Genomic DNA, 23020 nt, shown 5'->3' with positions numbered 1-23020 from the left:
GTGCGTCGGTGACGGTGACGGGTTCGGGGTATGACCCGACGAAGTCGATTTATGTGACGCCGTGTGCGGACATCGATGTGGCGGATCTGACGTTCGCGTACATTAACGCCGGGTGCACAGCCGGCGCGAAGCTGGTGTGGGCGCATGGTGCGGTGGACAAGAACGGTCTGCCGCGGGCGTTGCAGTTTGATGCTGATGGTTCGTTCGAGGTGACGATGACGGTTGCGCCGCGTGGTGACGAGTCAGTGACGTCGCTGTTCACGCTGCGGGATCACAACGGTATGACGGATCGTTCGCAGGACGCGAAGGTGGTGCTGGGCTTCAAGGCGCCCACGATGACCGCCGCGATCACAGAGGCCGGCCTCGCCGGTCTCAAGGTCACGGTCGCAGGCACCGGTGTCCGCCCCGGCCAGAGCGAGGACGGCCTGACCGTCGCGATTGTCGAGAAGGGAAAGAAGGTCATCGCGAACGGTGACACGGTTGCCTGGGCGTTCCTCCCCAAGGGTGCCGTCGTCGGTGGTGCGTTTGACACCCTGCTGCAGGCGGCCCCGTCCGCGCTTGACCGCACAAAGCAGTATGAAGTTGTCGTGCTGAGCGGTGTGGATTGGAGCCAGCTTTCGGATCGCAAGGTCGGTGCGACAGCCCTCACGGTCTCACCCGAGAACTGGGAGAGCATTTTCGGGCCGATCATGCCGAGCGCCCAGGCCCTGACTTCGATCTCGGCTTCAGGCCTTGAGATCAAAGTGTCCGGCAAACAGCTTCCCGTGGATGACGGCGACCAGATCTATGCCGCAGTCATCGAAGCAGGTATGGAGGGCGAGCTGACAGAGGACAGCGGCTACACCGCGTTCGCGCAGCCCTTCCCGACCGTGACGCACGGGTCAGTCGCATTCACCCTCCTCGCAACGAAGGACAAGCTCGATCGGAAGAAGAAGTACGAGGTGCTGCTCTGGAAGCAACACTCGGCACCGACGGCTGAGACCATCTACGCGCGTGCCGCGGTAAACGTCACTCAGGAGCAGTGGGATCAGCTCTCCGGCACGGTTGTGCCGCCTGCCCCGAAGCCCGAGCAGCCCGCTCCTGTGCAGCCCGCGCAGGGCGCGCAACGGCCGGGCTCGCTTACCTGGGGTGTCTCCGGTGGATTCGCCGACTACACTACGGGTCGCGCGAAGGGCAGCGTAACGGGGAACGGCGTCGGCGGCGGCGCGGGCGGCTACGTCTTCCCGCAGGCAGGCAGCGCCTGGAACGCCGCCTCGCACACCGGCACGGTGCAGTACTCGGGCGTGGTGACCTTCACCGGGCACGCCGGACTCATGCGCGAAACCTTCGCCAACCCCGTCATCACCGTGCACAACGCGCTCTCGGGAACCATCACGGTGCGCGGCGAATCGTACGCCCTCAATCTCGCCGTCGCGGCTAAGTCAGTGGGGGCGAACGGCGAGGCCACCTGGGCTGGGGCACCCGTCGCCGGTGCCATCAGCGGCGGCGGATCGACGGGCAGCGGAGCGGGCGGAGGCTCCTTCGGCATCGACCCGGTCACCTTCACCGTGGGCGCGGTGAGCGGAGCAAATTACGGCACCACCACGGTGTCGGCGAAGCAGACGAAGCGCACCCCCGCTGCGGCCCCTCCGGCAACCACGGGCGTGACCGTGGTGACTCCGGCGAAGAAGCTCGTGCCGGGCGGTGAGATTGAGATCGAGGCTTCCGGCTTCGAGAGCAAGGAGCGGGACATCCTCGTGGTGGTCTACTCGGATCCGATCGTCCTCGATGAGGCTGCGGGCTCCGATGAGAACGGCACCGTGCGCTGGATCGGCACGCTGCCCGAGGATCTCGAACCCGGCACGCACACGATCACCCTCCAGGGCAGCATCAACGCTGGCGCCGTGATCGAGGTCGCCGAGAAGGCCGAGACCGTGAAGACGGAGAAGGTCAAGAAGGCCGCCACCGCGAAGGTCACGGAGCAGGCCGAGCCGATGGCCGCCGGAGTGCTCGCGGCCGACGAGGGCCCCGTGTGGGTATGGTGGGTCGCGGCGATCGCCCTGCTCGTGGTCGCCGGAGCGACGACCGGCCTGGTGGTCGTGCAGCGCCGAGGAAACGCGGGAGAGAAATGACGAAGAGAACGGCAGCGATCCGGGGGCTCCTCACGGCCGCCATCGTGGGCGCGGCGGCACTGGCGGCACCCGCCGCCGCGACCGCGGCCCCCGCTCCGGCCGAGGAAGCCGGCACCTGCACGGTGCAGACCGCGCAGATGTCCTGGGGCGTGAAGGAGAGCTTCCGCTCGTACATCAGCGGATCGATTGCGAACGGCGATTGGACCGTGAGCGACGACATGCGGTACGAGACGCCGAACTTCATCTGGAGCGAGGCCGAGGGCAGCTTCTCCGACACCCTCGACGAGGGGCGGATCGAGTTCACGGGCGCCGTGCACTTCACCGGGCACGATGGTGCGATGCAGCTCGACATCGCCGATCCCGCGATCGAGTTCGCGGGCGACGACACTGCCTATCTGCTGCTCACGATGGGGGCGACCGACACCGCGAACGCGGGCGGCGCGGCCACCGCGACCGAGGTGCGCGCGGCGAAGATCGACCTCGCCGGCGCTGTGTCGGCGCAGGGCGGCGATCTCGAGATCGTCTCGGCTTCCGCCCGTCTCACCGCGGAGGGTGCGGACGCCTTCAACGGTGAGTACGGCAGCTACGTGTCGGGCGACGAGCTCGATCCCGTCAGCCTCACGGCCACCGCCGACTGCCTGCTCGCCGAGAGCGCCGTCGAGGCGCCCGCCGAGCCCGTCCCTGCCGAGACGGCCGAACCGCAGCAGGCCGCCGAGCCCGGCGTGCCCTGGGTGCCTATCGTCATCGCCGGGGTCGCGGTGCTCGTGATCGGCGTCACCGTCGGCATGCTCATCGCCGGTCGCGGCAAGAAACAGCCCGCGGCCGAGTCAGGCTCCGACGACGCCTCATCGCCCGAGGTCTGAGCCGGCCTACGAATACCGAGACGGCCCACGATTCACGTGAATCGTGGGCCGTCTCGGTATGTACGGGCCGACTCGACGACGCCGCGGTGCGGGGCGGCACACGGCGGGTCGCGTAGACCGGTGCAGGGGCGGATCCGGATCGCGGATCCGCCCCTGCGTCAGACGCGCCGGGGGAGGACGATCCCCTTGCCGGTCACAGGGTGGGGGATCACCTCGACCGGGGTGCGGTACACCTCGCTCACGACCTCTGCGGTGAGCACCCGATCCGGTGCATCGCAGGCGATGATGCCGCCGTCGCGCAGCAGCGCGATCCGATCCGCATACGCCCCTGCAAGATTGAGATCGTGCAGCACCACGAGCACGGCGTCGCCGGCGCGAGCACGCTCCCGCGCGATCCCGAGCACGGCCTCCTGATGCCCCAGGTCGAGTGCCGCGGTCGGCTCGTCGAGCATGAGCACGCCCGTGCGCCCCGCCATCACCCGTGCGAAGCCCGCACGGGCCCGCTCGCCGCCCGACAGCGACGGCACCCGGCGATTGCCGAGATGCGCGACGTCGGCGGCGGAGATCGCCTCGGAGATCGCCGCATTGTCGTCGTCCTCGAGCGGGGTGCGACGCCACGGCGCCCGGCCCATCTCGACCACCTGATGCACGGTGAAGGGGAACAGCAGCTGGTTGTCCTGCAGCAGCACGCTGCGGCGGCGCGACAGCTCGGAGAGCGACCAGTCGGTGATGTCGCGGTCGCCGAAGCGCACCGATCCACGATCCGGGGTGACATCGCCCGAGAGCACGCTCAGCAGCGTCGACTTCCCCGCACCGTTCGGGCCGAGCAGGGCGAGCACCTCGCCGGCCCGCAGCTCCAGCGACACGGAGTCGAGCAGCACGCGGCCGCCGCGCTCCAGATGCACGGACTCCGCCGCGCACACGGTCTCGCCGAGCACGGCGCGCTGCGGCAGCTCGATGTGGCGGGCCATCACCCCCACCCCCCGCTCCGCTTGCGGGTGCGTCGCAGCAGCCAGAAGAAGAACGGACCGCCGACGAGCGCCGTCAGCATGCCGATGGGCATGTCGGCGTTCGGCACGACCGTGCGGGCCGCGAGGTCGGCGAGGGTGAGCAGCAGCGCGCCGCCCAGCGCCGACGCGGTGACGAGCGGCAGATGCGCCGGGCCGAGGATCATACGCATGAGGTGCGGGATCACGAGGCCCACGAAGGAGATGATGCCGGCGAAGGCGACCGCCGCGCCCGTGAGCAGGGCCACGACGAAGATCATGCTGATCCGCAGCACCTCCACGTTGACGCCGAGGTGGCGCGCGTTGCGCTCGCCGAGCGACAGCAGATCGAGCTTGCGGGCCGCGAAGTAGGCCGAGAGCAGGCCCACCGCGATGACGGGAGCGATGATCGCGACCTGCGACCAGCGGCTGCCCGCGAGGCTGCCGAGCTGCCAGAACACGATCTGCTCGCGCGACTGCGTGTCGCCGAGGAAGGTGAGGAGCGCGATGCCCGCCCCCGCGATCGCGTTCACGGCGATGCCGGTGAGCACCAGGGTGACCACCTCGGTGCGGCCGTCGGCCCGGCTCATGGCGTAGACGAGCAGGGTGGCGCCGAGACCCGCCACGAATGCGAACACCGCCGTCGTCCATTCGCCGAAGACGGTGACGCCGAAGACGATGGCGAGGCCTGCGCCCACCGCGGCACCCGACGAGATGCCGATCACCCCGGGCTCGGCCAGCGGATTGCCGAAGATCGCCTGCATGAGCAGACCCGCCACTGCGAGTCCCGCACCGATGAGCACGGCGATCGCGACGCGTGGGAAGCGCACCGTCCAGAGGGTCTGATCGCCCATCGGATGGCTCGGCAGCGGCAGCCAGTCGATGCCGACACGGTGCAGCAGCGACCCCAGCACCTCCTGCGGCGGGATCCCGAGCTGCCCGGTACTGCCCGAGAGCACGATCGAGACGATGAGCGCCACCGCGAGAGACACGAAGAGAACGGTCTTCGTCGTCGCGTGACGGGACGTCGTGGCGGACGAGGAGGGGGTCATGCGAGCTCGGAACACCTTTGCGTTGCACACGCGGCGAGCACGGCTCGGCCGATGTGGAAATGGGGTGGATCTTCGAAGTCCGAGAATCATCATACCTAGCTTGGGTTAGGCTAAACCCCGGTATTCATCGGATGGATTGAGGAGCGCCGTCGTATGAAGTTGGGAACGAAGCGCCGGATCGCCGCGCTCGCGCTCGTGGCGCTGCTCGGGGTCGGTGCGACCGGCTGCCAGAGCGGCTCCTCCCAGGGCGGGGCCGCCGCTGCGGAGCCGATCGAGCTGCCCCCGCTGAGCGAGGTCGCGCCGCTCGCGGATCCCACCGCCTACGAGGGCCCCACGACCGCGCTCGTCGGCGGCCCCAGCATTCCTCCGCTCGACGAGGCCCCCGAGTCTCAGCTGCCCGTCACCGTCGCCTCGCACGACCGCGCAGGCGACACCGAGGTGACGGTCACGGACACCTCGCGCATCGTGCCGCTCTCGCTCAGCGGCTCCGTCGGCGAGCTCGTCACCGCCTTCGGCCTCGCCGACCGCATCGTCGGACGCGACGTCTCCACCACGTTCCCCGGCTCCGAAGACGTGCCGGTCGTGACGAAGGACGGCCACTCGATCGACGCCGAGAGCGTGCTCGCGCTCAACCCGAGCCTCATCATCACCGACGGCAGCATCGGCCCCACCGACGTGGTGCTGCAACTGCGAGACGCCGGCATCCCCGTGGTCACGGTGGACCGGGCAGTCGACGCCGAGAGCAGCTTCGCCACGGCCCAGCAGATCGCCGACGCCCTCGGCGTGGGCGCCGCCGGCCCCGCCCTGATCGACTCGCTGCGCCAGGCGATCACCGCCAAGGAGGCCGAGGTGCAGCGCCTGCTGCCCGCCGACGCCTCGAAGCTGCCCCGCGTCGCCTTCCTCTACGTGCGCGGCACCGCAGGCGTCTTCTACCTCTTCGGCGAGGGCAGCGGCGTCGACTCGCTGATCCGCTCGGTCGGCGCCGTCGACGTGGCCGCCGAGATCGGGTGGAAGGGCGAGAAGCCCATGACCGAGGAAGCGCTGATCGCGATGAACCCCGACATCATCATCGTGATGACCAAGGGTCTCGAGAGCGCCGGCGGCGTCGACGGCCTGCTGCAGGCGCAACCGAGCATCGCCCTCACCTCGGCGGGTCAGCACCGGCGCATCGTCGACGTCGACGACTCAGTGCTCTTCGCCGGCGGCACGCGGATCCCCGACGTGATCGACGGGCTCGCCCGCGCGATATATGCGCCGGATTCGCTCTAGACGACGCGAACCGTCGGTGCGATCCGGCGCCGATCTGCAAGCCAGCCGACGTGCGGAGCACGGAGGAGATTCGCTTGAGACGGCGCGAAGCGTCGGCGCGATCCGCCCTCCAATCGCCATCACAGCAGGAGAACTGTCAGGGACGGTCGGGGTACGCTAGTGGAATCCGCGGGGGAGACGCACGTGAACGACGGAATGGGAGCAGGGTTGGCGCAGAAGATCGAGGGCACGAGCACGACTCGTGGCGCGCGCCAGGACTACCCCGAAGACCGTTTCGACAGAGTGCCGCGCAGCGGCCGCGTCGGAGCGCACCGCATCACCCCGCGCCCCCGTTACGTCTGGCAGTACCTGATCGCCGGTCTGCTGGGGTTCGCGCTGCTCACCACCGTCGGCATCGCGATCGTGAGCGGGATCGGCAACGCCGGCAAGTTCACGGGAGATCGACCCGCGAGCACGTCGAGCTCCACCAAAGCGCCGGAGGCGATCCTCGATCCCGCCGCGACCGTTGCTGTGCTCAACGGCACCCCGACCCCGAACCTCGCCGCAGCGGTCGACCAGATCATCACCGAGCAGCAGTGGGGCACCATTCTGTTCAGCGGCAGCGCGGCGGCGAGCGACGTGCAGATCTCGGCGGTGTTCTACTCCGACGAGGCCGACGCCTCGGCCGCGGCGGGCCTCGCCGCGAAACTGGGCGGCATCTCCACGTACCCGGCCGACTCGTATCAGGAGTACGGCGCGCGGCTCATCGTGCTGCTCGGCGCCGACTACGCCGGGCCGGGTGTCGCGGAGGTCCAGTCGCCCGCTCCCGAGGAGCCGCAGGTCGACCCCGAGACGGGGTACCAGATCGACCCCGAGAGCGGACGGCTCATCGATCCCGCCACCGGTTGGCTCATCGATCCCGACTCGGGCTGGCCCGTCAACCCGGAGACGGGCGAGGCCGTCGATCCGGCGACCCTTCCCGCGCAGTGACCCTCGGCTGCTCGTGCAGCCTCCTGTGCATCTCACCGCGTTCCGGGCGCTCCCGGCGTTCACCGCGTGTTCGCTCCTCGCGAGCGCCGCTGCTTGCACTCGTCATGCTTGAGTGCCAAGATTGGTGTTAGCAGTCGAATCGACTGAGTGCTAAAACATCCGTACGTCGGTGCCCGGCACCGGCACGGAGCCCACCATCAGCAGAGACGTCCGGGAGGGGCGAAATACATGGCAAAGATCATTGCGTTTGATGAGGAAGCGCGTCGTGGACTTGAGCGGGGTCTGAACACCCTCGCCGACGCTGTCAAGGTGACGCTCGGCCCGCGCGGCCGCAACGTCGTCCTCGAGAAGAAGTGGGGCGCCCCCACGATCACCAACGACGGCGTCTCGATCGCCAAGGAGATCGAGCTCGACGATCCCTTCGAGAAGATCGGCGCCGAGCTGGTCAAGGAGGTCGCGAAGAAGACCGACGACGTCGCGGGCGACGGCACCACCACCGCCACCGTGCTCGCTCAGGCGCTCGTGCGCGAGGGTCTGCGCAACGTCGCGGCCGGCAGCGACCCCATCGCGATCAAGAAGGGCATCGAGAAGGCCGTCGCCGCGGTCACCGCGAAGCTCCTCGAGAACGCGAAGGAGATCGAGACCACCGACGAGATCGCGGCAACCGCCTCGATCTCGGCTGCCGACGAGCAGATCGGCCAGCTCATCGCCGAGGCGATCGACAAGGTCGGCAAGGAGGGCGTCGTCACCGTCGAGGAGTCGAACACCTTCGGCACCGAGCTCGAGCTGACCGAGGGCATGCGCTTCGACAAGGGCTACCTCTCGGCCTACTTCGTCACCGACGCCGATCGCCAGGAGGCGGTCTTCGAGGATCCCTACATCCTCATCGTCAACAGCAAGGTCTCCAACATCAAGGACCTGCTCCCCGTCGTCGATCCCGTGATCCAGTCGGGCAAGCAGCTCCTCATCATCGCCGAGGACGTCGAGGGCGAAGCGCTCGCGACCCTCGTGCTCAACAAGATCCGCGGCATCTTCAAGTCGGCTGCCGTCAAGGCTCCCGGCTTCGGCGATCGCCGCAAGGCCATGCTGCAGGACATCGCGATCCTCACCGGCGGCACCGTCATCTCCGAGGAGGTCGGCCTCAAGCTCGAGAACGCCACCCTCGACATGCTCGGCAGCGCCCGCAAGGTCATCATCACCAAGGACGAGACCACCATCGTCCAGGGCGGTGGCGATGAGGAGCAGATCCAGGGTCGCGTGGCTCAGATCCGCCGCGAGATCGAGTCGACCGACAGCGACTACGACCGCGAGAAGCTGCAGGAGCGCCTCGCGAAGCTCGCCGGTGGCGTCGCCGTCATCAAGGCCGGCGCCGCGACCGAGGTCGAGCTCAAGGAGCGCAAGCACCGCATCGAGGACGCCGTTCGCAACGCGAAGGCTGCCGTCGAAGAGGGCGTGCTGCCCGGCGGCGGTGTCGCGCTGATCCAGGCCGGCAAGGACGTCTTCGACACGCTCGAGCTCTCGGCCGACGAGGCCGTGGGCGCGAAGATCGTACGCGCCGCCATCGAGGCGCCGCTGCGTCAGATCGCGCAGAACGCCGGCCTCGAGCCGGGCGTCGTCGCGGATCGCGTCGCCAACCTGCCCATCGGTCACGGCCTCAACGCCGCCACCGGCGAGTACGGCGACCTGGTCGCGCAGGGCATCCTCGATCCCGCCAAGGTGACCCGCTCAGCGCTGCAGAACGCCGCGTCGATCGCCGGTCTCTTCCTCACCACCGAGGCCGTCGTCGCCGACAAGCCCGAGCCCGCCTCCGCGGCTCCGGCCGACCCCGGCGCCGGCATGGACTTCTAAGTCCGAAGCCCGTCGCGAACGCGGCGGTCGCACCCTCGGGTGCGGCCGCCGCGTTCGTGCGTTTGGGCCGGGCGGGTGCTGGTCTCCACCAGCCCTGCTCGCATCGAGACGACGCAATCGGCGGAGATGCATGCCGCGCTCCCACTCCCGCCGTGCCGCGCCGGCGGCCTCGAAGCGTCCGAGCATCGGCGCAGCGGTACCGCAGTGCCGTTCCCGACGCGGGTGGATGCCGGAGCTGCGATCTTCCCGTGCGTCTCACCGGCTGACGGGATGTGGCGGGTGGGGGCGGGCCCGCCCCCACCCGCTCAGGAATCGGCGCCGGGTGCGGGCAGGTCGACGCGGAAGGTCGCGCCGCCGCCGGGGGTCTCGTGCACCCCGACGGTGCCGCCGTGGGCGTCGACGATCGACTTCACGATGGCGAGACCGAGGCCCGATCCGCCCGTCTCGCGGTTGCGAGAGGTGTCCGCCCGCCAGAAGCGGCCGAAGATGCGATCACGGATCTGCTCGGGGATCCCCTCGCCGTGATCGACGATCTCGAAGCGCGACATCCTCGGCCGCCCCTCCTCGGCGGGCACGGTCGAAACCACGATCTCGATCGGGCTGCCCTCGGGGGTGTGCCGCATCGCGTTGCCGATGAGGTTGGTCATGAGCTGGCGCACCTTGTGCTCGTCGCCGAGCACCTGGGGGTCGGCGGAATCCTCGACCACGCTCACCTCCCGGTCGGGAGCCTGCGCGCGCGCGTCGAGCGCGGCGTCCTGGGCCAGCCGGCCGAGCGGCAGCGGGGCGAGTTCGAGGGCGCGACGCTCGTCGAGCCGGGCGAGGGCCAGCAGATCCTCGACCAGCGAGGTCATACGGATCGCCTCCTTCTCGATGCGCTCCATCGCCTGCCCCACCTGCTCCTCGTCCTGCAGGGCGCCCATGCGGTACAGCTCGGCGTAGCCGCGCACGGAGACGAGGGGGGTGCGCAGCTCGTGGCTGGCGTCGCCGATGAAGCGGCGCATGCGCTCGATGGTGCGGGCCTGATCCTCGAGCGAACCGTCGAGGCGGTCGAGCATCACGTTGAGCGATTCGCCCAGGTGCCCCACCTCGGTGTGCGGACTCGACACCATGATGCGCTTCGAATAGTCGCCGCGCGAGATCTCCAGCGCGGTCTGCTCGACCTCGGCGAGCGGCAGGAAGGTGGCGGTCACGAGCAGCCGCGTGAGGGCGGCGCCGAGCAGGATCACCGCGATCCCGAACGCCGTGAAGATCACCACGTACTGCGCCAGCACCTGGTTGATGAAGCCGCTGGACGCCGCGATGAGCAGCGTGCCCCGGATCTGTCCGTTCTCGGCGATGGGCAGCGCGATCGCGCGCCACTCGGTGCCGTCCGGGCTCGACAACGGGGTGAAGCCCTCGCGGTTGATGGCCTCGGGCGCCGGCACCTGCGGGGTCGACGAAGACCCCTCGCCCCGGGCGTTGTCGTACTGCAGGCTGCCGTCGGAGCCGAGCAGTGCGACGTAGTAGAGGCGGTCCGCGTAGAGGATGTCGTTGCGGGTGAGGTTGTTGATGTCGGCGCCCTGCGCGAGCGCGTCGGCCGGGTTGCTGCGCAGCTGGATGAGCGTGTTCGTCTGATTCAGTGCGAGCATCGGACGCAGCACCGAGAGGGTGCCGACGCCGGCCACGATGAGTCCCAGGAACAGGATGAACACCGTGACGCCGGTGATCTTCGCGCGCAGCGAGACATCGGCCCAGCGGTCGGCGAGACGGGCCACTCTACTTCGTCTCGGTCTTCAGCATGTACCCGAAGCCGCGCTTGGTCTGGATCAGCGACTCCTCGGTGAGGGGGTCGAGCTTGCGACGCAGGTACGAGATGTACGACTCGACGATGCCGGCGTCGCCGTTGAAGTCGTACTCCCACACGTGGTCGAGGATCTGCGCCTTCGAGAGCACGCGGTTCGCGTTCTGCATGAGGTAGCGCAGCAGCTTGAACTCGGTGGGGGAGAGCTCGACCGGGGTGCTGTCGACCGACACCTCGTGCGTGTCCTGATCCATCGTGATCGGCCCCACGGCCAGCACCGAGTCCTCATCCTCCTGGATGGTGCGGCGCAGCACGGCCTTGATGCGCGCGATGATCTCGTCGAGGCTGAACGGCTTGGTCACGTAGTCGTCGCCGCCGACGGTGAGGCCCTCCACCTTGTCCTCGGTGTCATCCTTCGCGGTGAGGAAGATGATGGGTGCGGTGTAGCCGGCGGAGCGCAGCCGCTTGGTCACGCTGAAGCCGTTCATATCGGGCAGCATGACGTCGAGGATGATGAGGTCGGGTTCCTCCTCGAGTACGGCCGAGATGGTCTGCGCACCGTTGGCAACCGCGCGCACGCCGAAGCCCGCGAAGCGCAGGCTCGTGCTGAGCAGCTCACGGATGCTGGGCTCGTCGTCGACGATGAGGATCCGGGGTCCCTTGTTCTGCGTAGTCATGATTTCAGTATCTGGAAGTTTGCTATGAAGCGGCTGACAGTGTGCGGCATCGCGTGTTGCGGCCGAAAAGCGGGCTGGGCGGTCTGCGGGGGCTCCGGGCAGGTGCTCGGCCGGCGGCCCGCGCTACACCTCGTGCGCGTCGAGTATGGTGTAGCTGTAGCCCTGCTCGGCGAGGAAGCGCTGCCGGTTCTGGGCGAAATCCTGATCGACGGTGTCGCGCGCGATCAGCGTGTAGAACGACGCGGTGATACCCTCGCGCTTGGGCCGCAGCAGACGGCCGAGGCGCTGCGCCTCCTCCTGGCGCGACCCGAAGGAGCCCGAGATCTGGATCGCGACCGAGGCGTCGGGCAGATCCACCGAGAAGTTCGCGACCTTCGAGACCACGAGAATCCGCTCCTCGCCGCTGCGGAACGCCTGGAACAGCCGCTCGCGCTCATCGACGGGGGTCTGACCGGTGATGAGCGGGGCGCCGAGCGCTTCGGCCATCGCTTCGAGCTGGTCGATGTACTGGCCGATCACGAGCACCTGCTCATCGGGGTGCTTCGCGATGATGCGCCGTGCGATCCGCTGCTTCTCGGGCGTCGAGGAGGCGATGCGGTAGCGGTCCTGATCCTCGGCCACCGCGTAATCCATGCGCTCCGACTCGGGCAGCTGCACCCGCACCTCGAAGCAGGCGGCCGGTGCGATGAAGCCCTGCGCCTCGATGTCCTTCCACGCCGCGTCGTAGCGCTTCGGCCCGATCAGGCTGAACACGTCGCCCTCGCGGCCGTCCTCGCGCACGAGAGTGGCGGTGAGGCCGAGCCGGCGGCGCGCCTGCAGGTCTGCGGTGAGCTTGAAGACGGGGGCGGGCAGCAGGTGCACCTCGTCGTAGACGATCACGCCCCAGTCCTCGGCGTCGAGCAGCGAGAGGTGCTGGTACTCGCCCTTCCGGCGGCTGGTAAGGATCTGGTAGGTCGCGATGGTGACCGGCTTGATCTCCTTCACCTGGCCGGAGTACTCGCCGATCTCGTCCTCGGAGAGGTTCGTACGGCGGATCAGCTCGTCGCGCCACTGACGGGCCGAGACCGCGTTGGTGACGAGGATCAGCGTCTTCGCGCCGACCGCGGCCATCGCCGCCGCGCCCACGATCGTCTTGCCAGCCCCGCACGGCAGCACGACCACGCCCGATCCTCCGCGCTGGAACGCCTCCACGGCCTTCGCCTGATAGTCGCGCAGCTGCCAGCCCTGCTGTTCGAGGCCGATGTCGTACGGCTCGCCGGGGGTGTAGCCCGCGAGATCCTCGGCGGGCCAGCCGCGCACCACGAGCTGCTGCTTCAGTTCGCCGCGCGCCCACGGCTCGAGCGGGTAGGTGCGCTCGTCGAGACGGTTGCCGAGCAGCGGTGCGATCTTCTTCGCGCTGGTGACCTCGCGCAGGATCGCCGGGTCGTCCGAGCGCAGCAGCAGCGCGCCCTCGTCGTCGCGTTCGATGGTGAGGCGCCCGTAGCGGCGCATCGTGTCCTCGATCTCGCTCGCGACGCCGGTGGGCACCGGGAACTTCGCGTAGCGGTTCAGCGTGCCGAGGATCTCCTCGGAGGTGTGCCCGGCCGCGCGGGCGTTCCAGAGGCCGAGCCGGGTGACGCGGTAGGTGTGGATGTGCTCGGGGGCGCGCTCCAGCTCGGCGAAGACGGCGAGCTCGTGGCGGGCGTCTTCCGCGTCGGGGTGCGCGACCTCCAGGAGGACGGTGTGGTCGCTCTGCACGATGAGGGGCCCGAGAGTCATAGCTCTCGAGTCTACGCCGCCCGGATGAGGGTCCGCCCCGGTGGGCGAGTCCTCCGGGGGCGCCGGGCGGCGGGCTCGCAGCGGATCCCGCGGCGCGGGGGAGGGCGAGCGGCCGGAGGCGGATCAGGCGGGGTCGACCGCGGTGATCGTGCTGATCGGCAGGGTGCGCTCGACGCCGGCGGCCTGGTCGCTCGCCCGCAGCCTGCCCGCGTTCACGGACACGGGCAGCAGGGTGAAGGTGCGGCTCTCGCCCCGCGCCTCCGCCGTGACGCGCACGGTGCTGCGATCCCGGATCGCGAGTTCGAGGCGCCGCGTGAAATCACCCGAGCCGGGCTCCGAGCGGGCTGCGGCGAAGACGCGGTCGACGAGCGCAGCGAGGACGTCGGGCAACGGCGGGCCCGGTGCCGCACCGGGCCCGGCAGAGCCTGCCTCGGCGCGCGTCGTGCTCGCCATCGATGCGCCGGCTGCGCTCGCCGCATCGACGGCAGCGGCGGATCCCGGATCGCCGTCGGGGTGCGCGGTTCGACGGGCCGTCGCGGGGTAGCGGGCATCGGCGAGGGCGGCGAGCACGTGGTCGATGCGCAGTTTCGAGAGGAGCGCGGTGCCGGTGCCGGTGCCAGTGCCGGGGCCGGTGCCGGGTGCGCGGTGCAGCTGCAGGTGCTGCAGAGCGCGATCCACGAGCAGGGTCTCGGCGAGGTCGGGACGGGTGACCGTGATGCTCGTGCGGCCGTCGTCGCCGTGGTGCTCGTCGACGACGATGCTGCCGAGGCGTTCGGCCAGGGAGCTCAGCAGATAGTCGAGCGGTTGCGGGATGCCGGTGAGCGAGAGCCGCTCGAACACGGCGCGGGCCTCCGGTGCGGTGAGCCCGCGCTCGAGCCCTGCCGAGACGGAGGCCTCGGTGATGCGCCGGGTCGAGGCGACGCCCACGTGCTCGGGGGCGGTGAGCGAGGCGAGCACGGCTTCGTCATCCGGGGAGAGCGGGCCGGGCACGACGACGCTGAGGTCGGGCTGCACGTAGACCCCCGGAGAGGCGGCCGGGAAGATCCCCTGGACGAGTGCCTCCGCGGCCTCACGCTCACCGGCGAGCAGGAGCCGGGCGACCTCACTGAGACGGCCCTGCACGGTGAGCCCCAGATGCTCGGCGTCCGCCGCGAAGGAACGCGCTGCCGCGAACTCGGTCTCCGGCAGCAGGGGGAACCGCTGCGGGAGCGCGGCTGCGGCAGCGGCGAGATCCGAAGGATCCCCGTGCCGCAGGGTCGCACGCAGTTCGCCGCTCATCGATCCGAGTGCCGCCTCGGCGAGGGCGAGCCAGCGCGAAGCGGAAGCGCTCAGGAGCCAGGCTGCGGATCCGGCGGCCGGGAACAGCGCCGCGTCCGAGAGCGCGGTGCTCGTGAGCGCAGCGCGATCGAGCGCGGTCAGAGTGCGGACGGTCTGATCCCCGTCGATGCGCGTCGCCTCCGAGAGCGCTCGCACCGTCGCCACGGCGACGGTGCCGTTGCGGTTGAGGCGGCCGGGTCGTTCGCCCAGCACGCGCAGGCACTCGGCCGCCTGCGCGACCGCCGTCAGCCCGGTCGCGTACCAGGAGCCCTCCGGGTCGGACACGAGCGGAGCATCAAGGTCCGGGGGCGAGTCTGCGGCCTCCCCGTCATGCAGCTCGGCGGGGTCGATGCCGGCGGCTTCGAGCGCGTCGCGCAGCACCCCCTCGACCTCGGGCAGCGGCACCGGCATGCCTCGCTGCGAGCCCTCGTGCGCGGCCCGCTCTGCAACGCCGAAAAGCCCCAGCGCGGCCAGTTCGTCGACCTGTGCAGGCGCGGCGCGATCCGCATCCAGCAGCGCCGCGAGGCTGCTCCGTTCGAGCGCCGACAGCGTGCGCGCCACCGACTCGGGCCGCAGCAGCTCGGTCGCGAGGCCGATGGGGTCGAGCACGGCGGCGGGCGACTGCACGCGCCTGCGGCGCACGAGCCGCTCCAGCTCGGCGCGATCCATCCCCGCAACGGCGGAGGCGAGCGCGAGGATGCCGCTCATAGCGCGAGAAGCGCTCAGCGCTCGTTCTCGCGCCGGAACTCGGCGCGGCGACGCCGCTGACTCAGGATCAGCAGCAGGATCAGCAGCACGAAGCCGACGGGCAGACCGAACAGCGAGAACCCGTACACGAACGGCCACAGCCCCTCGGCCATGGCGAAACGATCGTTCATACCCACGATGAGCGTGACGAAGAACGACAGGAGCGCCACCGCGATGATGGAGAGCGAGGCGTACGCGAGAATGCGCTCGAGAAGCGAAGGGGTGCTGGGTTCTGTCGACATCCGGTCCATTTTATCGCGGGATCCGCTGCATGTGGCGCGAAGCTCGGCCGGATAGACTTGGCCGGGTATGCGAGCGCTCGGCGCTCGGCTTTCAGTGCGCGGGAGATCCGCCGGACAGGAGAGGAACGAGGCATGCCGAACGGCAAGGTCAGGTTCTATGACGAGGCGAGGGGCTTCGGGTTCATCCAGGGGGATGACGGAGCGCAGGTGTACCTGCACGCGTCGGTGATCCCTGACGGCGCCGACGTGCAGGCCGGCACTCGCCTGGAGTACAGCGTCGCCGACGGACGGAAGGGGCCGCAGGCGCTCTCGGTGCGCGTGCTCGAGACTCCCCGGCTCGCCAAGCGCACCCGCAAGTCGGCCGACGAGCTGGCCGTGATCGTCGAAGACCTCGTGAAACTGCTCGACGCGCTCGGCGGCAGGCTCAAGAACGGGCAGTACCCCGAGCGCGCCCAGTCGCGCAAGGTCGCCACCATGCTGCGTCACGTCGCGGATGACTTCGATGTCTGAGCCCGCGACCGTCGACCCCGTGCTGCTCGCCGCCCGCGAGCAGGCGCGCGAGGCGCTCGCCGAGATCGCGGATCCGGGGTCCATCGGTTCCGACGCCGGCCACGAGGTGCACGAGGACCACGTGCTCACCCTCTTCTTCGAGTGCCGCCTGGCCGGCTACCCCGGCTGGCGCTGGGCTGCGACGCTCGCCCGCGTCGACGAGGAGTCGCCGGTGAACGTGCTCGAGGTGGAGCTGCTGCCGAGCGAAGGCTCCGTCGTGGCGCCCGAGTGGGTGCCGTGGTCGGTGCGGCTGGCGCAGTACCGCGAGACGCAGGCGAAGCAGGCTGCTGAGGAGGCCGCCGCTGCAGAGGAGGCCGCCGCCGAACTCGGCGACGAGGACGCGGAATCCGACATCCTCGACAACGATTTCAGCGACTTCGACGACGAGATCGACGGGGTCGACCTCGAAGACGACTCGGATGATGACGACTCGGACGATGAAGACTCGGACGATGAAGACTCGGACGATGACGATTTCGACGAGGATCGCGAAGACGACGCCGACGAGAGCGAGCTGTTCGACGACGCCGACGACGCCGATGATGAAGCGGACTACGACGAGGCGGATGACGCCGCCGCCGCTGCGCAGACGGCCGGGGACCGCTCCGAGGAGGAGTAGCCCGGCACACGCAAAAACCCTCCGATCGAGAGATCGGAGGGTTCTTGCGTTGCACGGCCCGCGTGCGGTGGCGCCTCGCTCGGAGACGGCACCGCCGCAGGCGGCATCACCTCAGGCGGCTCAGCCGAGGCGCTCGAGCACGTAGTCGATCGCTCCGGTCAGCTTGCGCACGTCGTCGGGCTCGATCGCGGTGAAGGTCGCGACGCGCAGCTGGTTGCGGCCGAGCTTGCGGTAGGGCTCGGTGTCGACGATGCCGTTGGCGCGCAGCGCCTTCGAGATCGCAGCGGCGTCGATGGAATCGTCGAAGTCGATGGTGACGACGACCTGCGAGCGGTGATCCGGGTTCGCGACGAACGGCGTCGCGACCGCGGAGCGCTCGGCCCAGTCGTAGAGTACCTGGGACGACTCGCGAGTGCGATCCGCCGCCCAGGAAAGACCGCCCTGCGCGTTGATCCACCGCACCTGCTCGTCCATGAGCCCGAGAGTCGCGAGCGCCGGCGTGTTGAGCGTCTGGTTCTTGCGGGAGTTCTCGATCGCGCCCGCCAGGTTCAGCGTCTCGGGAATGTAGCGGCCCGAGGCCGTGACGCGCTCGATGCGCTCGATCGCGGCCGGCGAGACGAGGGCGAACCACAGGCCGCCGTCCGAGGCGAAGTTCTTCTGGGGCGAGAAGTAGTAGACGTCGACCTCGTTCGCGTCGAAATCGATGCCGCCTGCACCGCTCGTCGCGTCGACGACGGTGAGCGCCCCCGCGTCGCCGGCCGCGCGCCGCACCGGAGCCATCACGCCGGTGGAGGTCTCGTTGTGCGGGTAGGCGTACACGTCGACGCCCGCGACAGCTTCGGCCTGCGAGCGCGAGCCCGCGTCGGCGCTGCGCACGTCGGGCTCGTCGAGGAACGGAGCCGCGGCGGCGGCCTTCGCGAACTTCGCGCCGAACTCGCCGAAGGTGAGGTGCTGGCTGCGACGCTCGATGAGCGAGTGCACGGCCGAATCCCAGAAGGTGGTCGCGCCGCCGTTGGCGAGCAGGATCTCGTACCCCTCGGGGGCGCGGAAGAGCTCGGCGAGACCCGAGCGCACGCTGCCCACCAGATCCTTCACCGGAGCCTGGCGGTGCGAGGTGCCCAGCACCCCGGGCTGCAGCGAGGCGAGGAAGCTGAGCTGCTCGTCGCGTACCTTGGAGGGCCCGCAGCCGAAGCGGCCGTCGGCGGGAAGAAGGTCGGAGGGGATCGTGATGTCGGCCATGCGTCATATCTTATCGACGGCCCAGGACGCTCTTCGACCGGGCGCCCGGGGGCGGCGCCCCGCCCGAGGCGGCGCTCCCGACCCGGAACGCGGAACGTGTCGGCCGCATGCTCTAGGCTGGTATCCCCGGCGCCGGGCGCCGTGTGTGCAACTTCGACGTGCTGAGAGGACGGCGATGACTGATCTCATCGATACGACCGAGATGTATCTCCGCACCATCCTCGAACTCGAGGAAGAGGGGATCGTGCCGCTGCGCGCGCGCATCTCGGAGCGTCTCGGACACTCCGGGCCGACGGTCTCTCAGACGGTCGGGCGCATGGAGCGCGACGGTCTCGTGGTCGTCACCGACGATCGCCGACTCGAGCTGACGGTGGACGGACGTACGAAAGCGGTGCACGTCATGCGCAAGCACCGCCTCGCCGAGAGGCTGCTGGCCGACGTCATCGGACTCGAATGGGAATACGTGCACGAGGAGGCCTGCCGCTGGGAGCACGTCATGAGCGAGCGCGTCGAGCGCAAGCTCCTCGACATCCTCGGCCGCCCCACCGAGTCGCCCTACGGCAACCCGATCCCGGGTCTCGAAGAGCTCGGCGGCACGCGCACCGGATCCTTCCAGACCGGCGTCACCGGGCTGAGCGAGCTGCTCATCGAGCTCGACCGATCCGTGACCGCGAACATCAAGCGCCTCGCCGAACCCATGCAGGTCGATCCCGAGCTGCTCGAACAGCTCGCGGCCGCGGGAGTCGTGCCCGGCCGCTCCGCGACCTTCACGCGCCGCGGCGACATCGTGCACATCGAGGCCGACGGATCCGACGAAGCGATCGACCTGCCATTCGAGATCGCGGCCCACATCTTCGTCTCGGTGTAGAGACGAGCCCGCGCGAGCGGGTGAACCAGGTAAAAGAGGCGGGATTGCACCGACCCCGTTCGCAATGGAGCTGATAGACCGAGGAGTCCACGTTGTCGCTGCCCACCCCCGAGGCGCACATCCGCGCCGTCACCGAGACCGTCCAGCATCGCAGCCCTGCGGAACCCGAGTTCCTGCAGGCCGTCCACGAAGTGCTCGACACCCTCACCCCGGTGCTCGCCGAGCACCCCGACTTCATCGAAGCGGGGATCCTCGACAGGCTCGTCGAGCCGGAGCGGCAGCTGATCTTCCGAGTGCCGTGGACCGACGACACCGGTCTGGTGCGGGTCAATCGCGGCTTCCGCGTGCAGTTCAACTCGGCGCTCGGGCCCTACAAGGGCGGTCTGCGCTTCCACCCCTCCGTGAACCTCTCGGTGGTGAAGTTCCTCGGCTTCGAGCAGATCTTCAAGAACGCGCTCACCTCGCAGCGGATCGGCGGCGGCAAGGGCGGATCCGACTTCGACCCGAGCGGCAAGAGCGACGCCGAGGTGATGCGCTTCTGCCAGAGCTTCATGACCGAGCTGGTGCATCACATCGGTGAGCACACCGACATCCCCGCCGGTGACATCGGCGTGGGCGCGCGCGAGATCGGCTTCCTGTTCGGCCAGTACCGCCGGATCACCCAGCGCTACGAGGCCGGCGTGCTGACCGGCAAGGGCGTGGGCTGGGGCGGCGCCGAGGTGCGCACCGAGGCCACCGGCTACGGTGCGGTGTTCTTCGCCGAGGAGATGCTGCTGCGCGCCGGCGAGGGGATCGAGGGTCGCAGGGCCGTGGTGTCGGGGTCCGGCAACGTCGCGACCTATGCGATCGAGAAGATCCAACAGCTCGGCGGCAAAGCGATCACCGCGTCCGACTCGGGCGGCTACGTGGTCGATGAGCAGGGCATCGACGTCGATCTGCTGAAGCGGGTCAAGGGCGTCGAGCGCGCCCGCATCTCGGAGTACGCGGCCCGGCGGCCCGGCGCGCACTTCGTGGCCACGGGCTCGGTGTGGGATGTGCCGGCGGAGATCGCGCTGCCGTGCGCCACGCAGAACGAGCTGACCGAGGAGCACGCGCGCACGCTCATCGCGGGCGGTGTTCGCGCCGTCGCGGAGGGCGCGAACATGCCGACCACGCCGGGCGCGGTCGAGCTGTTCCAGCAGGCGGGCGTGCTGTTCGCGCCGGGCAAGGCGGCGAACGCGGGCGGTGTCGCGACCTCGGCGCTCGAGATGAGCCAGAACGCGGCGCGCTCGCGCTGGGATCGCGACAAGAGCGAGTCGCGGCTGCACGACATCATGCGCGACGTGCACACCGCCACCTACGAGGCATCCGAGCGCTACGGGCGCCCGGGGGACTACGTGCTGGGTGCGAACTCGGCGGCCTTCGTCACCGTGGCTCAGGCGATGCTCGAGCAGGGCGTCATCTGATCTCTCGGCGTCGAGAGAGTTGCACGCCCCAGAACCCCGCCGATCCTTGAAGTTTCAAGGCAGGTTGAGGGTTTCGTGACCCGAGCGTGACATTCCCGTGATCTTCGGTTACTCTTGAACGGTCGCGGCTCGAAAGGGCCGTTTCTCACGCAGAGACACCGCAAAGCAACGTTAGGCAGATAATCTCGTGATTCAGAACCCCAGCACGGAGCTCGTAGCCTCCGGTGACGCCGCTCAGCCGACCGCGAAGAAGGCGAAGCGAATCGCACAGATGGCTGGTGCTGCGGCACTCAGCTTCGGACTGGTCGGCACCTTCAGCCTTCCGGCCTACGCGACCGCACCCGAGTCGCAGGGCCTGCCCGACGGCTTCGCCGCGGCGCAGAGCCTCGAGACGCCCCTGGTCGAGGAGACGATCGTACCGATCGCCGCGCCCGAGGGCGCCATCTCGGCCGAAGCCATCGAGCAGGAGCGTCAGCAGAAGGAAGCCGAAGAGGCTGCCAAGCGCGCCGAGGAGCTCAAGACTCAGACCTCGTCGTCGTCGTTCTCGGGCAAGGACATCCCCGCGGGTGTCGGCGCTCAGGGCATCGTCAACGCGGCCCTCGCCCAGCTCGGCGTGATGCAGGACTGCACCGCCCTGGTCGAGAAGTCACTGCGCGCCGTGGGCATCCCCGCAGGCGACCTCGGCACGCAGATCGGCGAGTACACCGGCCTCGGCGGCACCCTCGTCACCAGCGGCGACTACGCCCCCGGTGACGTGCTGATCTGGTCGGGTCGCCACGTGGCGGTCTACATCGGCAACGGTCAGGCCGTGCACGGTGGCTTCCAGGGCAACCAGACCGTCGTCGCGAGCGCGTTCCTCGACGGCGCCCCCAGCGGCGTCGTGCGCTTCGGCTAAGACCGAGAGCTTTTCACGCAGCGGGCGGGGTTTCGACCCCGCCCGCTGCGCTGTCTCCGGGCTGCTAGACTCGCAGAGGCCCTGCGGGCCGCGCCTTGGTAGCTCAGTGGATAGAGCACTTCTCTCCTAAAGAAGGTGTCGGAGGTTCGATTCCTCTCCAGGGCACCAACGCCTCAAGCCCCCTACTCGCCTAGAAAACATTGGCAAGTAGGGGGCTTTGTCCATCCGCGGCGAGCCGTGTTTGCCCACATTTTGCCCACACACTACGGGCCCAGACTGCGCGGTAGGCTCGTCTCATGCTCACTGCTACGATCCGCCGCGTCGAGACCGTCTCTGTCGAGGTGGCGGGTGAAGGTCTCGACGCGGTGAAGGCCGAGCTGGAGGCGAAGCGACCGGCGGGCTTCGATCTGGTGTCAGCACCAGTCGCGATGCGTGCCGGGACTACCGCGCTCACCGCGTCCGGAACCTTCGAGCGCCGTGATGAGGTCGGCGAGATCGAAGCAGAGACGATGGACGACCTGCGCAAGCTGATCCCCGAGGGCTGGCAAATGATCTCCGTGCGCCGGGCCTGACCATGTGGCCCTGCCCTGGGTGCGGTGCAGCGATGGAGCGCGTCGACATGGCGCGACTCACCTGCCTCGAATGCGGGCTTGAGCGCATCCTGCCAACCCCGCCGGATCGTCTTCCCAGGGAGCCCGAAGAGTAAATGTGGCTCTTCGCATTTGAGGGTGTAGATCGGCCTGCCCGAGAGGTGTGAGAGAGCGAAGACCTCGCGGGAGAATCAGAGTGTCTAAGTCCGGATACCCACCACGAGGTCTTCGCTCATTAACGCTACCTTCTCCACCCCTGACCTGACCACGTTCTGTCGCCTCGACGAGCTCGGACTTGAAGCGATCGGGCAACGCCTTGATCCCGACCAGTCGGTCATTCTGTGTCGCGTCCTCGACCCGGATGACTGGTGCCACCGGTGTGGCTGCCAGGGCATTCCGAGAGGAACGGTGATCCGTCGTCTCGCGCATGAACCCCACGGGTGGAAACCGACGCGTTTGCACGTGAAAGTCCGACGCTTCACCTGTTCCGGGTGTGGCAGGCTCTGGCGGCAGAACACTGATCTGGCGGCCGAGCCCCGGGCGAAGATCTCTCGCCGTGGACTGAGGTGGGCGCTGGAAGGGATCGTCTGTCAGCACCTCACTGTCGCGAGGATCGCAGACGGACTCGGGGTGGCGTGGAACACCGCCAATACCGCGATCATCGAGGAAGGCCGCCGCATGCTTATCGATGACCCGCGCCGCTTCGATGGCGTCACGACGATCGGCGTCGACGAGCATGTGTGGCGGCACACCCGCCGAGGTGACAAGTATGTGACGGTGATCATCGATCTCACCCCGGTGAGGGAGAAGACCGGCCCCGCGAGGCTGCTGGACATGGTTCCGGGACGCTCGAAGCAGGTCTTTTCCGATTGGCTCGCAGCGAGAACACCGGCATGGCGTGCGGGGATCGAGATCGTCGCGATGGACGGGTTCACCGGGTTCAAGACCGCGTCGAAGCAGCATCTGCCTGACGCGGTCGAGGTGATGGATCCGTTCCACGTGGTTCAGCTCGCCGGTGACGCGCTCGATCGGGTGCGGCAGCGAGTCCAGCAGGAAACGCTCGGACACCGCGGACGCCGGGGCGATCCCCTCTACGCGATCCGGAAAGTGCTGCGCACCGGCGAAGCGTTCCTCACCGAGAAACAACAAGCGAAGCTCGACGCAGTGTTCTCTGACCCCGCGCATGCGGATGTGTG

At 69.1% G+C, this 23020-nt stretch carries 20 protein-coding genes and 1 tRNA gene; 13 read left to right on the top strand and 8 right to left on the bottom strand.

The window, feature by feature from the left end; genetic code table 11:
- On the top strand, positions 1–2111 hold a 2111-nt coding region (locus tag H629_RS0113395), incomplete at its 5' end, for an HtaA domain-containing protein (protein ID WP_205618717.1).
- The gene (locus tag H629_RS0113390) at positions 2108–2974 is read left to right on the top strand and encodes an HtaA domain-containing protein (RefSeq protein WP_024357744.1); all 867 of its coding nucleotides are present in this window, start codon (positions 2108–2110) and stop codon (positions 2972–2974) included. The genes H629_RS0113395 and H629_RS0113390, both read left to right, overlap by 4 nt.
- 158 nt (positions 2975–3132) lie before the next feature.
- On the opposite strand, the gene H629_RS0113385 is transcribed toward H629_RS0113390, so the two are convergent.
- Together H629_RS0113385 and H629_RS0113380 are read right to left on the bottom strand one after the other, a co-directional pair.
- Positions 3133–3945, bottom strand: coding sequence for a heme ABC transporter ATP-binding protein (locus H629_RS0113385; RefSeq protein ID WP_029747012.1), 813 nt, complete (start codon positions 3943–3945; stop codon positions 3133–3135).
- On the bottom strand, positions 3945–5012 hold the full coding sequence (locus tag H629_RS0113380; protein ID WP_024357742.1) for a FecCD family ABC transporter permease: 1068 nt from the start codon (positions 5010–5012) through the stop codon (positions 3945–3947). The genes H629_RS0113385 and H629_RS0113380 overlap by 1 nt, the downstream gene beginning before the upstream one ends.
- Before the next feature lie 153 nt (positions 5013–5165).
- Here H629_RS0113380 and H629_RS0113375 point away from each other — a divergent pair, with 153 nt between their 5' ends.
- From H629_RS0113375 to groL, 3 genes are all read left to right on the top strand, one after another.
- Positions 5166–6281: a heme/hemin ABC transporter substrate-binding protein gene (locus tag H629_RS0113375; RefSeq protein WP_024357741.1), complete on the top strand. Its 1116-nt coding sequence runs from the start codon at positions 5166–5168 to the stop codon at positions 6279–6281.
- Positions 6282–6464: 183 nt separating this feature from the next.
- The gene (locus H629_RS0113370; RefSeq protein WP_240471113.1) at positions 6465–7250 is read left to right on the top strand and encodes a LytR C-terminal domain-containing protein; all 786 of its coding nucleotides are present in this window, start codon (positions 6465–6467) and stop codon (positions 7248–7250) included.
- A gap of 228 nt (positions 7251–7478) precedes the next feature.
- Positions 7479–9098: a chaperonin GroEL gene (gene groL / locus H629_RS0113365; RefSeq protein ID WP_024357739.1), complete on the top strand. Its 1620-nt coding sequence runs from the start codon at positions 7479–7481 to the stop codon at positions 9096–9098.
- 305 nt (positions 9099–9403) lie between these two features.
- Here the strand turns inward: groL and H629_RS0113360 are convergent, their stop codons facing one another.
- The 5 genes from H629_RS0113360 to H629_RS0113340 form a co-directional block, all read right to left on the bottom strand.
- Entirely contained in the window at positions 9404–10852 is a 1449-nt protein-coding gene (locus H629_RS0113360) for a sensor histidine kinase (RefSeq protein ID WP_024357738.1), read from the bottom strand.
- Between the two features lies 1 nt (position 10853).
- Positions 10854–11555, bottom strand: coding sequence for a response regulator transcription factor (locus H629_RS0113355; RefSeq protein WP_024357737.1), 702 nt, complete (start codon positions 11553–11555; stop codon positions 10854–10856).
- A gap of 123 nt (positions 11556–11678) precedes the next feature.
- Complete coding sequence (locus H629_RS0113350; RefSeq protein WP_024357736.1) at positions 11679–13313, bottom strand: DNA repair helicase XPB; 1635 nt, start codon at positions 13311–13313, stop codon at positions 11679–11681.
- Positions 13314–13436: 123 nt separating this feature from the next.
- Entirely contained in the window at positions 13437–15338 is a 1902-nt protein-coding gene (locus tag H629_RS0113345) for a helicase-associated domain-containing protein (protein WP_024357735.1), read from the bottom strand.
- A 14-nt stretch (positions 15339–15352) separates the two neighbouring features.
- Entirely contained in the window at positions 15353–15619 is a 267-nt protein-coding gene (locus H629_RS0113340; RefSeq protein ID WP_240471112.1) for a hypothetical protein, read from the bottom strand.
- Positions 15620–15751: 132 nt separating this feature from the next.
- Between H629_RS0113340 and H629_RS0113335 the strand changes: the two genes are divergently transcribed.
- Both H629_RS0113335 and H629_RS0113330 read left to right on the top strand, forming a co-directional pair.
- A complete protein-coding gene (locus H629_RS0113335) occupies positions 15752–16129 on the top strand; it encodes a cold-shock protein (RefSeq protein WP_024357733.1) in 378 nt (125 codons plus the stop codon).
- Positions 16122–16787: a DUF3027 domain-containing protein gene (locus H629_RS0113330; RefSeq protein ID WP_024357732.1), complete on the top strand. Its 666-nt coding sequence runs from the start codon at positions 16122–16124 to the stop codon at positions 16785–16787. The genes H629_RS0113335 and H629_RS0113330 overlap by 8 nt, the downstream gene beginning before the upstream one ends.
- A gap of 120 nt (positions 16788–16907) precedes the next feature.
- Here H629_RS0113330 and serC read toward each other — a convergent pair whose 3' ends face one another.
- Positions 16908–18026 (bottom strand): phosphoserine transaminase, encoded by a 1119-nt coding sequence (serC, locus tag H629_RS0113325; RefSeq protein WP_024357731.1) that lies wholly within the window; start codon positions 18024–18026, stop codon positions 16908–16910.
- 175 nt (positions 18027–18201) lie between these two features.
- On the opposite strand from serC, the gene H629_RS0113320 reads away from it, so the two are divergent.
- From H629_RS0113320 to H629_RS0113290, 6 genes are all read left to right on the top strand, one after another.
- On the top strand, positions 18202–18894 hold the full coding sequence (locus H629_RS0113320; protein ID WP_024357730.1) for an iron-dependent transcriptional repressor DtxR: 693 nt from the start codon (positions 18202–18204) through the stop codon (positions 18892–18894).
- A 92-nt stretch (positions 18895–18986) separates the two neighbouring features.
- A complete protein-coding gene (gdhA, locus tag H629_RS0113315; protein ID WP_024357729.1) occupies positions 18987–20339 on the top strand; it encodes an NADP-specific glutamate dehydrogenase in 1353 nt (450 codons plus the stop codon).
- 187 nt (positions 20340–20526) lie between these two features.
- The gene (locus H629_RS14660) at positions 20527–21234 is read left to right on the top strand and encodes an NlpC/P60 family protein (protein ID WP_024357728.1); all 708 of its coding nucleotides are present in this window, start codon (positions 20527–20529) and stop codon (positions 21232–21234) included.
- Positions 21235–21326: 92 nt separating this feature from the next.
- Positions 21327–21402 (top strand) — tRNA-Arg (locus H629_RS0113300).
- Between the two features lie 128 nt (positions 21403–21530).
- Complete coding sequence (locus H629_RS0113295; RefSeq protein ID WP_024357727.1) at positions 21531–21806, top strand: hypothetical protein; 276 nt, start codon at positions 21531–21533, stop codon at positions 21804–21806.
- 252 nt (positions 21807–22058) lie between these two features.
- Positions 22059–23020 (top strand): ISL3 family transposase (locus H629_RS0113290; RefSeq protein WP_420835252.1); only part of this gene is annotated, 962 nt, incomplete at its 3' end.

The organism is Leucobacter chironomi DSM 19883, from assembly GCF_000421845.1.
Lineage (GTDB): Bacteria > Actinomycetota > Actinomycetes > Actinomycetales > Microbacteriaceae > Leucobacter > Leucobacter chironomi.
The sequence above is the reverse complement of the archived record's forward strand: the minus strand, read 5'-3'. Positions and strand labels throughout refer to the sequence as shown.

Bases quoted from the DNA above. Each gene is read 5' to 3' on its own strand.
- H629_RS0113345 (WP_024357735.1), bottom strand. From the start codon at position 15,338: ATGAGCGGCATCCTCGCGCTCGCCTCCGCCGTTGCGGGGATGGATCGC.
- groL (WP_024357739.1), top strand. From the start codon at position 7,479: ATGGCAAAGATCATTGCGTTTGATGAGGAAGCGCGTCGTGGACTTGAG.
- H629_RS0113330 (WP_024357732.1), top strand. From the start codon at position 16,122: ATGTCTGAGCCCGCGACCGTCGACCCCGTGCTGCTCGCCGCCCGCGAG.
- H629_RS0113320 (WP_024357730.1), top strand. From the start codon at position 18,202: ATGACTGATCTCATCGATACGACCGAGATGTATCTCCGCACCATCCTC.
- H629_RS0113340 (WP_240471112.1), bottom strand. From the start codon at position 15,619: ATGTCGACAGAACCCAGCACCCCTTCGCTTCTCGAGCGCATTCTCGCG.
- H629_RS0113295 (WP_024357727.1), top strand. From the start codon at position 21,531: ATGCTCACTGCTACGATCCGCCGCGTCGAGACCGTCTCTGTCGAGGTG.
- H629_RS0113375 (WP_024357741.1), top strand. From the start codon at position 5,166: ATGAAGTTGGGAACGAAGCGCCGGATCGCCGCGCTCGCGCTCGTGGCG.
- H629_RS0113355 (WP_024357737.1), bottom strand. From the start codon at position 11,555: ATGACTACGCAGAACAAGGGACCCCGGATCCTCATCGTCGACGACGAG.
- H629_RS0113350 (WP_024357736.1), bottom strand. From the start codon at position 13,313: ATGACTCTCGGGCCCCTCATCGTGCAGAGCGACCACACCGTCCTCCTG.
- H629_RS0113380 (WP_024357742.1), bottom strand. From the start codon at position 5,012: ATGACCCCCTCCTCGTCCGCCACGACGTCCCGTCACGCGACGACGAAG.
- H629_RS0113335 (WP_024357733.1), top strand. From the start codon at position 15,752: ATGCCGAACGGCAAGGTCAGGTTCTATGACGAGGCGAGGGGCTTCGGG.
- H629_RS0113390 (WP_024357744.1), top strand. From the start codon at position 2,108: ATGACGAAGAGAACGGCAGCGATCCGGGGGCTCCTCACGGCCGCCATC.
- serC (WP_024357731.1), bottom strand. From the start codon at position 18,026: ATGGCCGACATCACGATCCCCTCCGACCTTCTTCCCGCCGACGGCCGC.
- H629_RS0113385 (WP_029747012.1), bottom strand. From the start codon at position 3,945: ATGGCCCGCCACATCGAGCTGCCGCAGCGCGCCGTGCTCGGCGAGACC.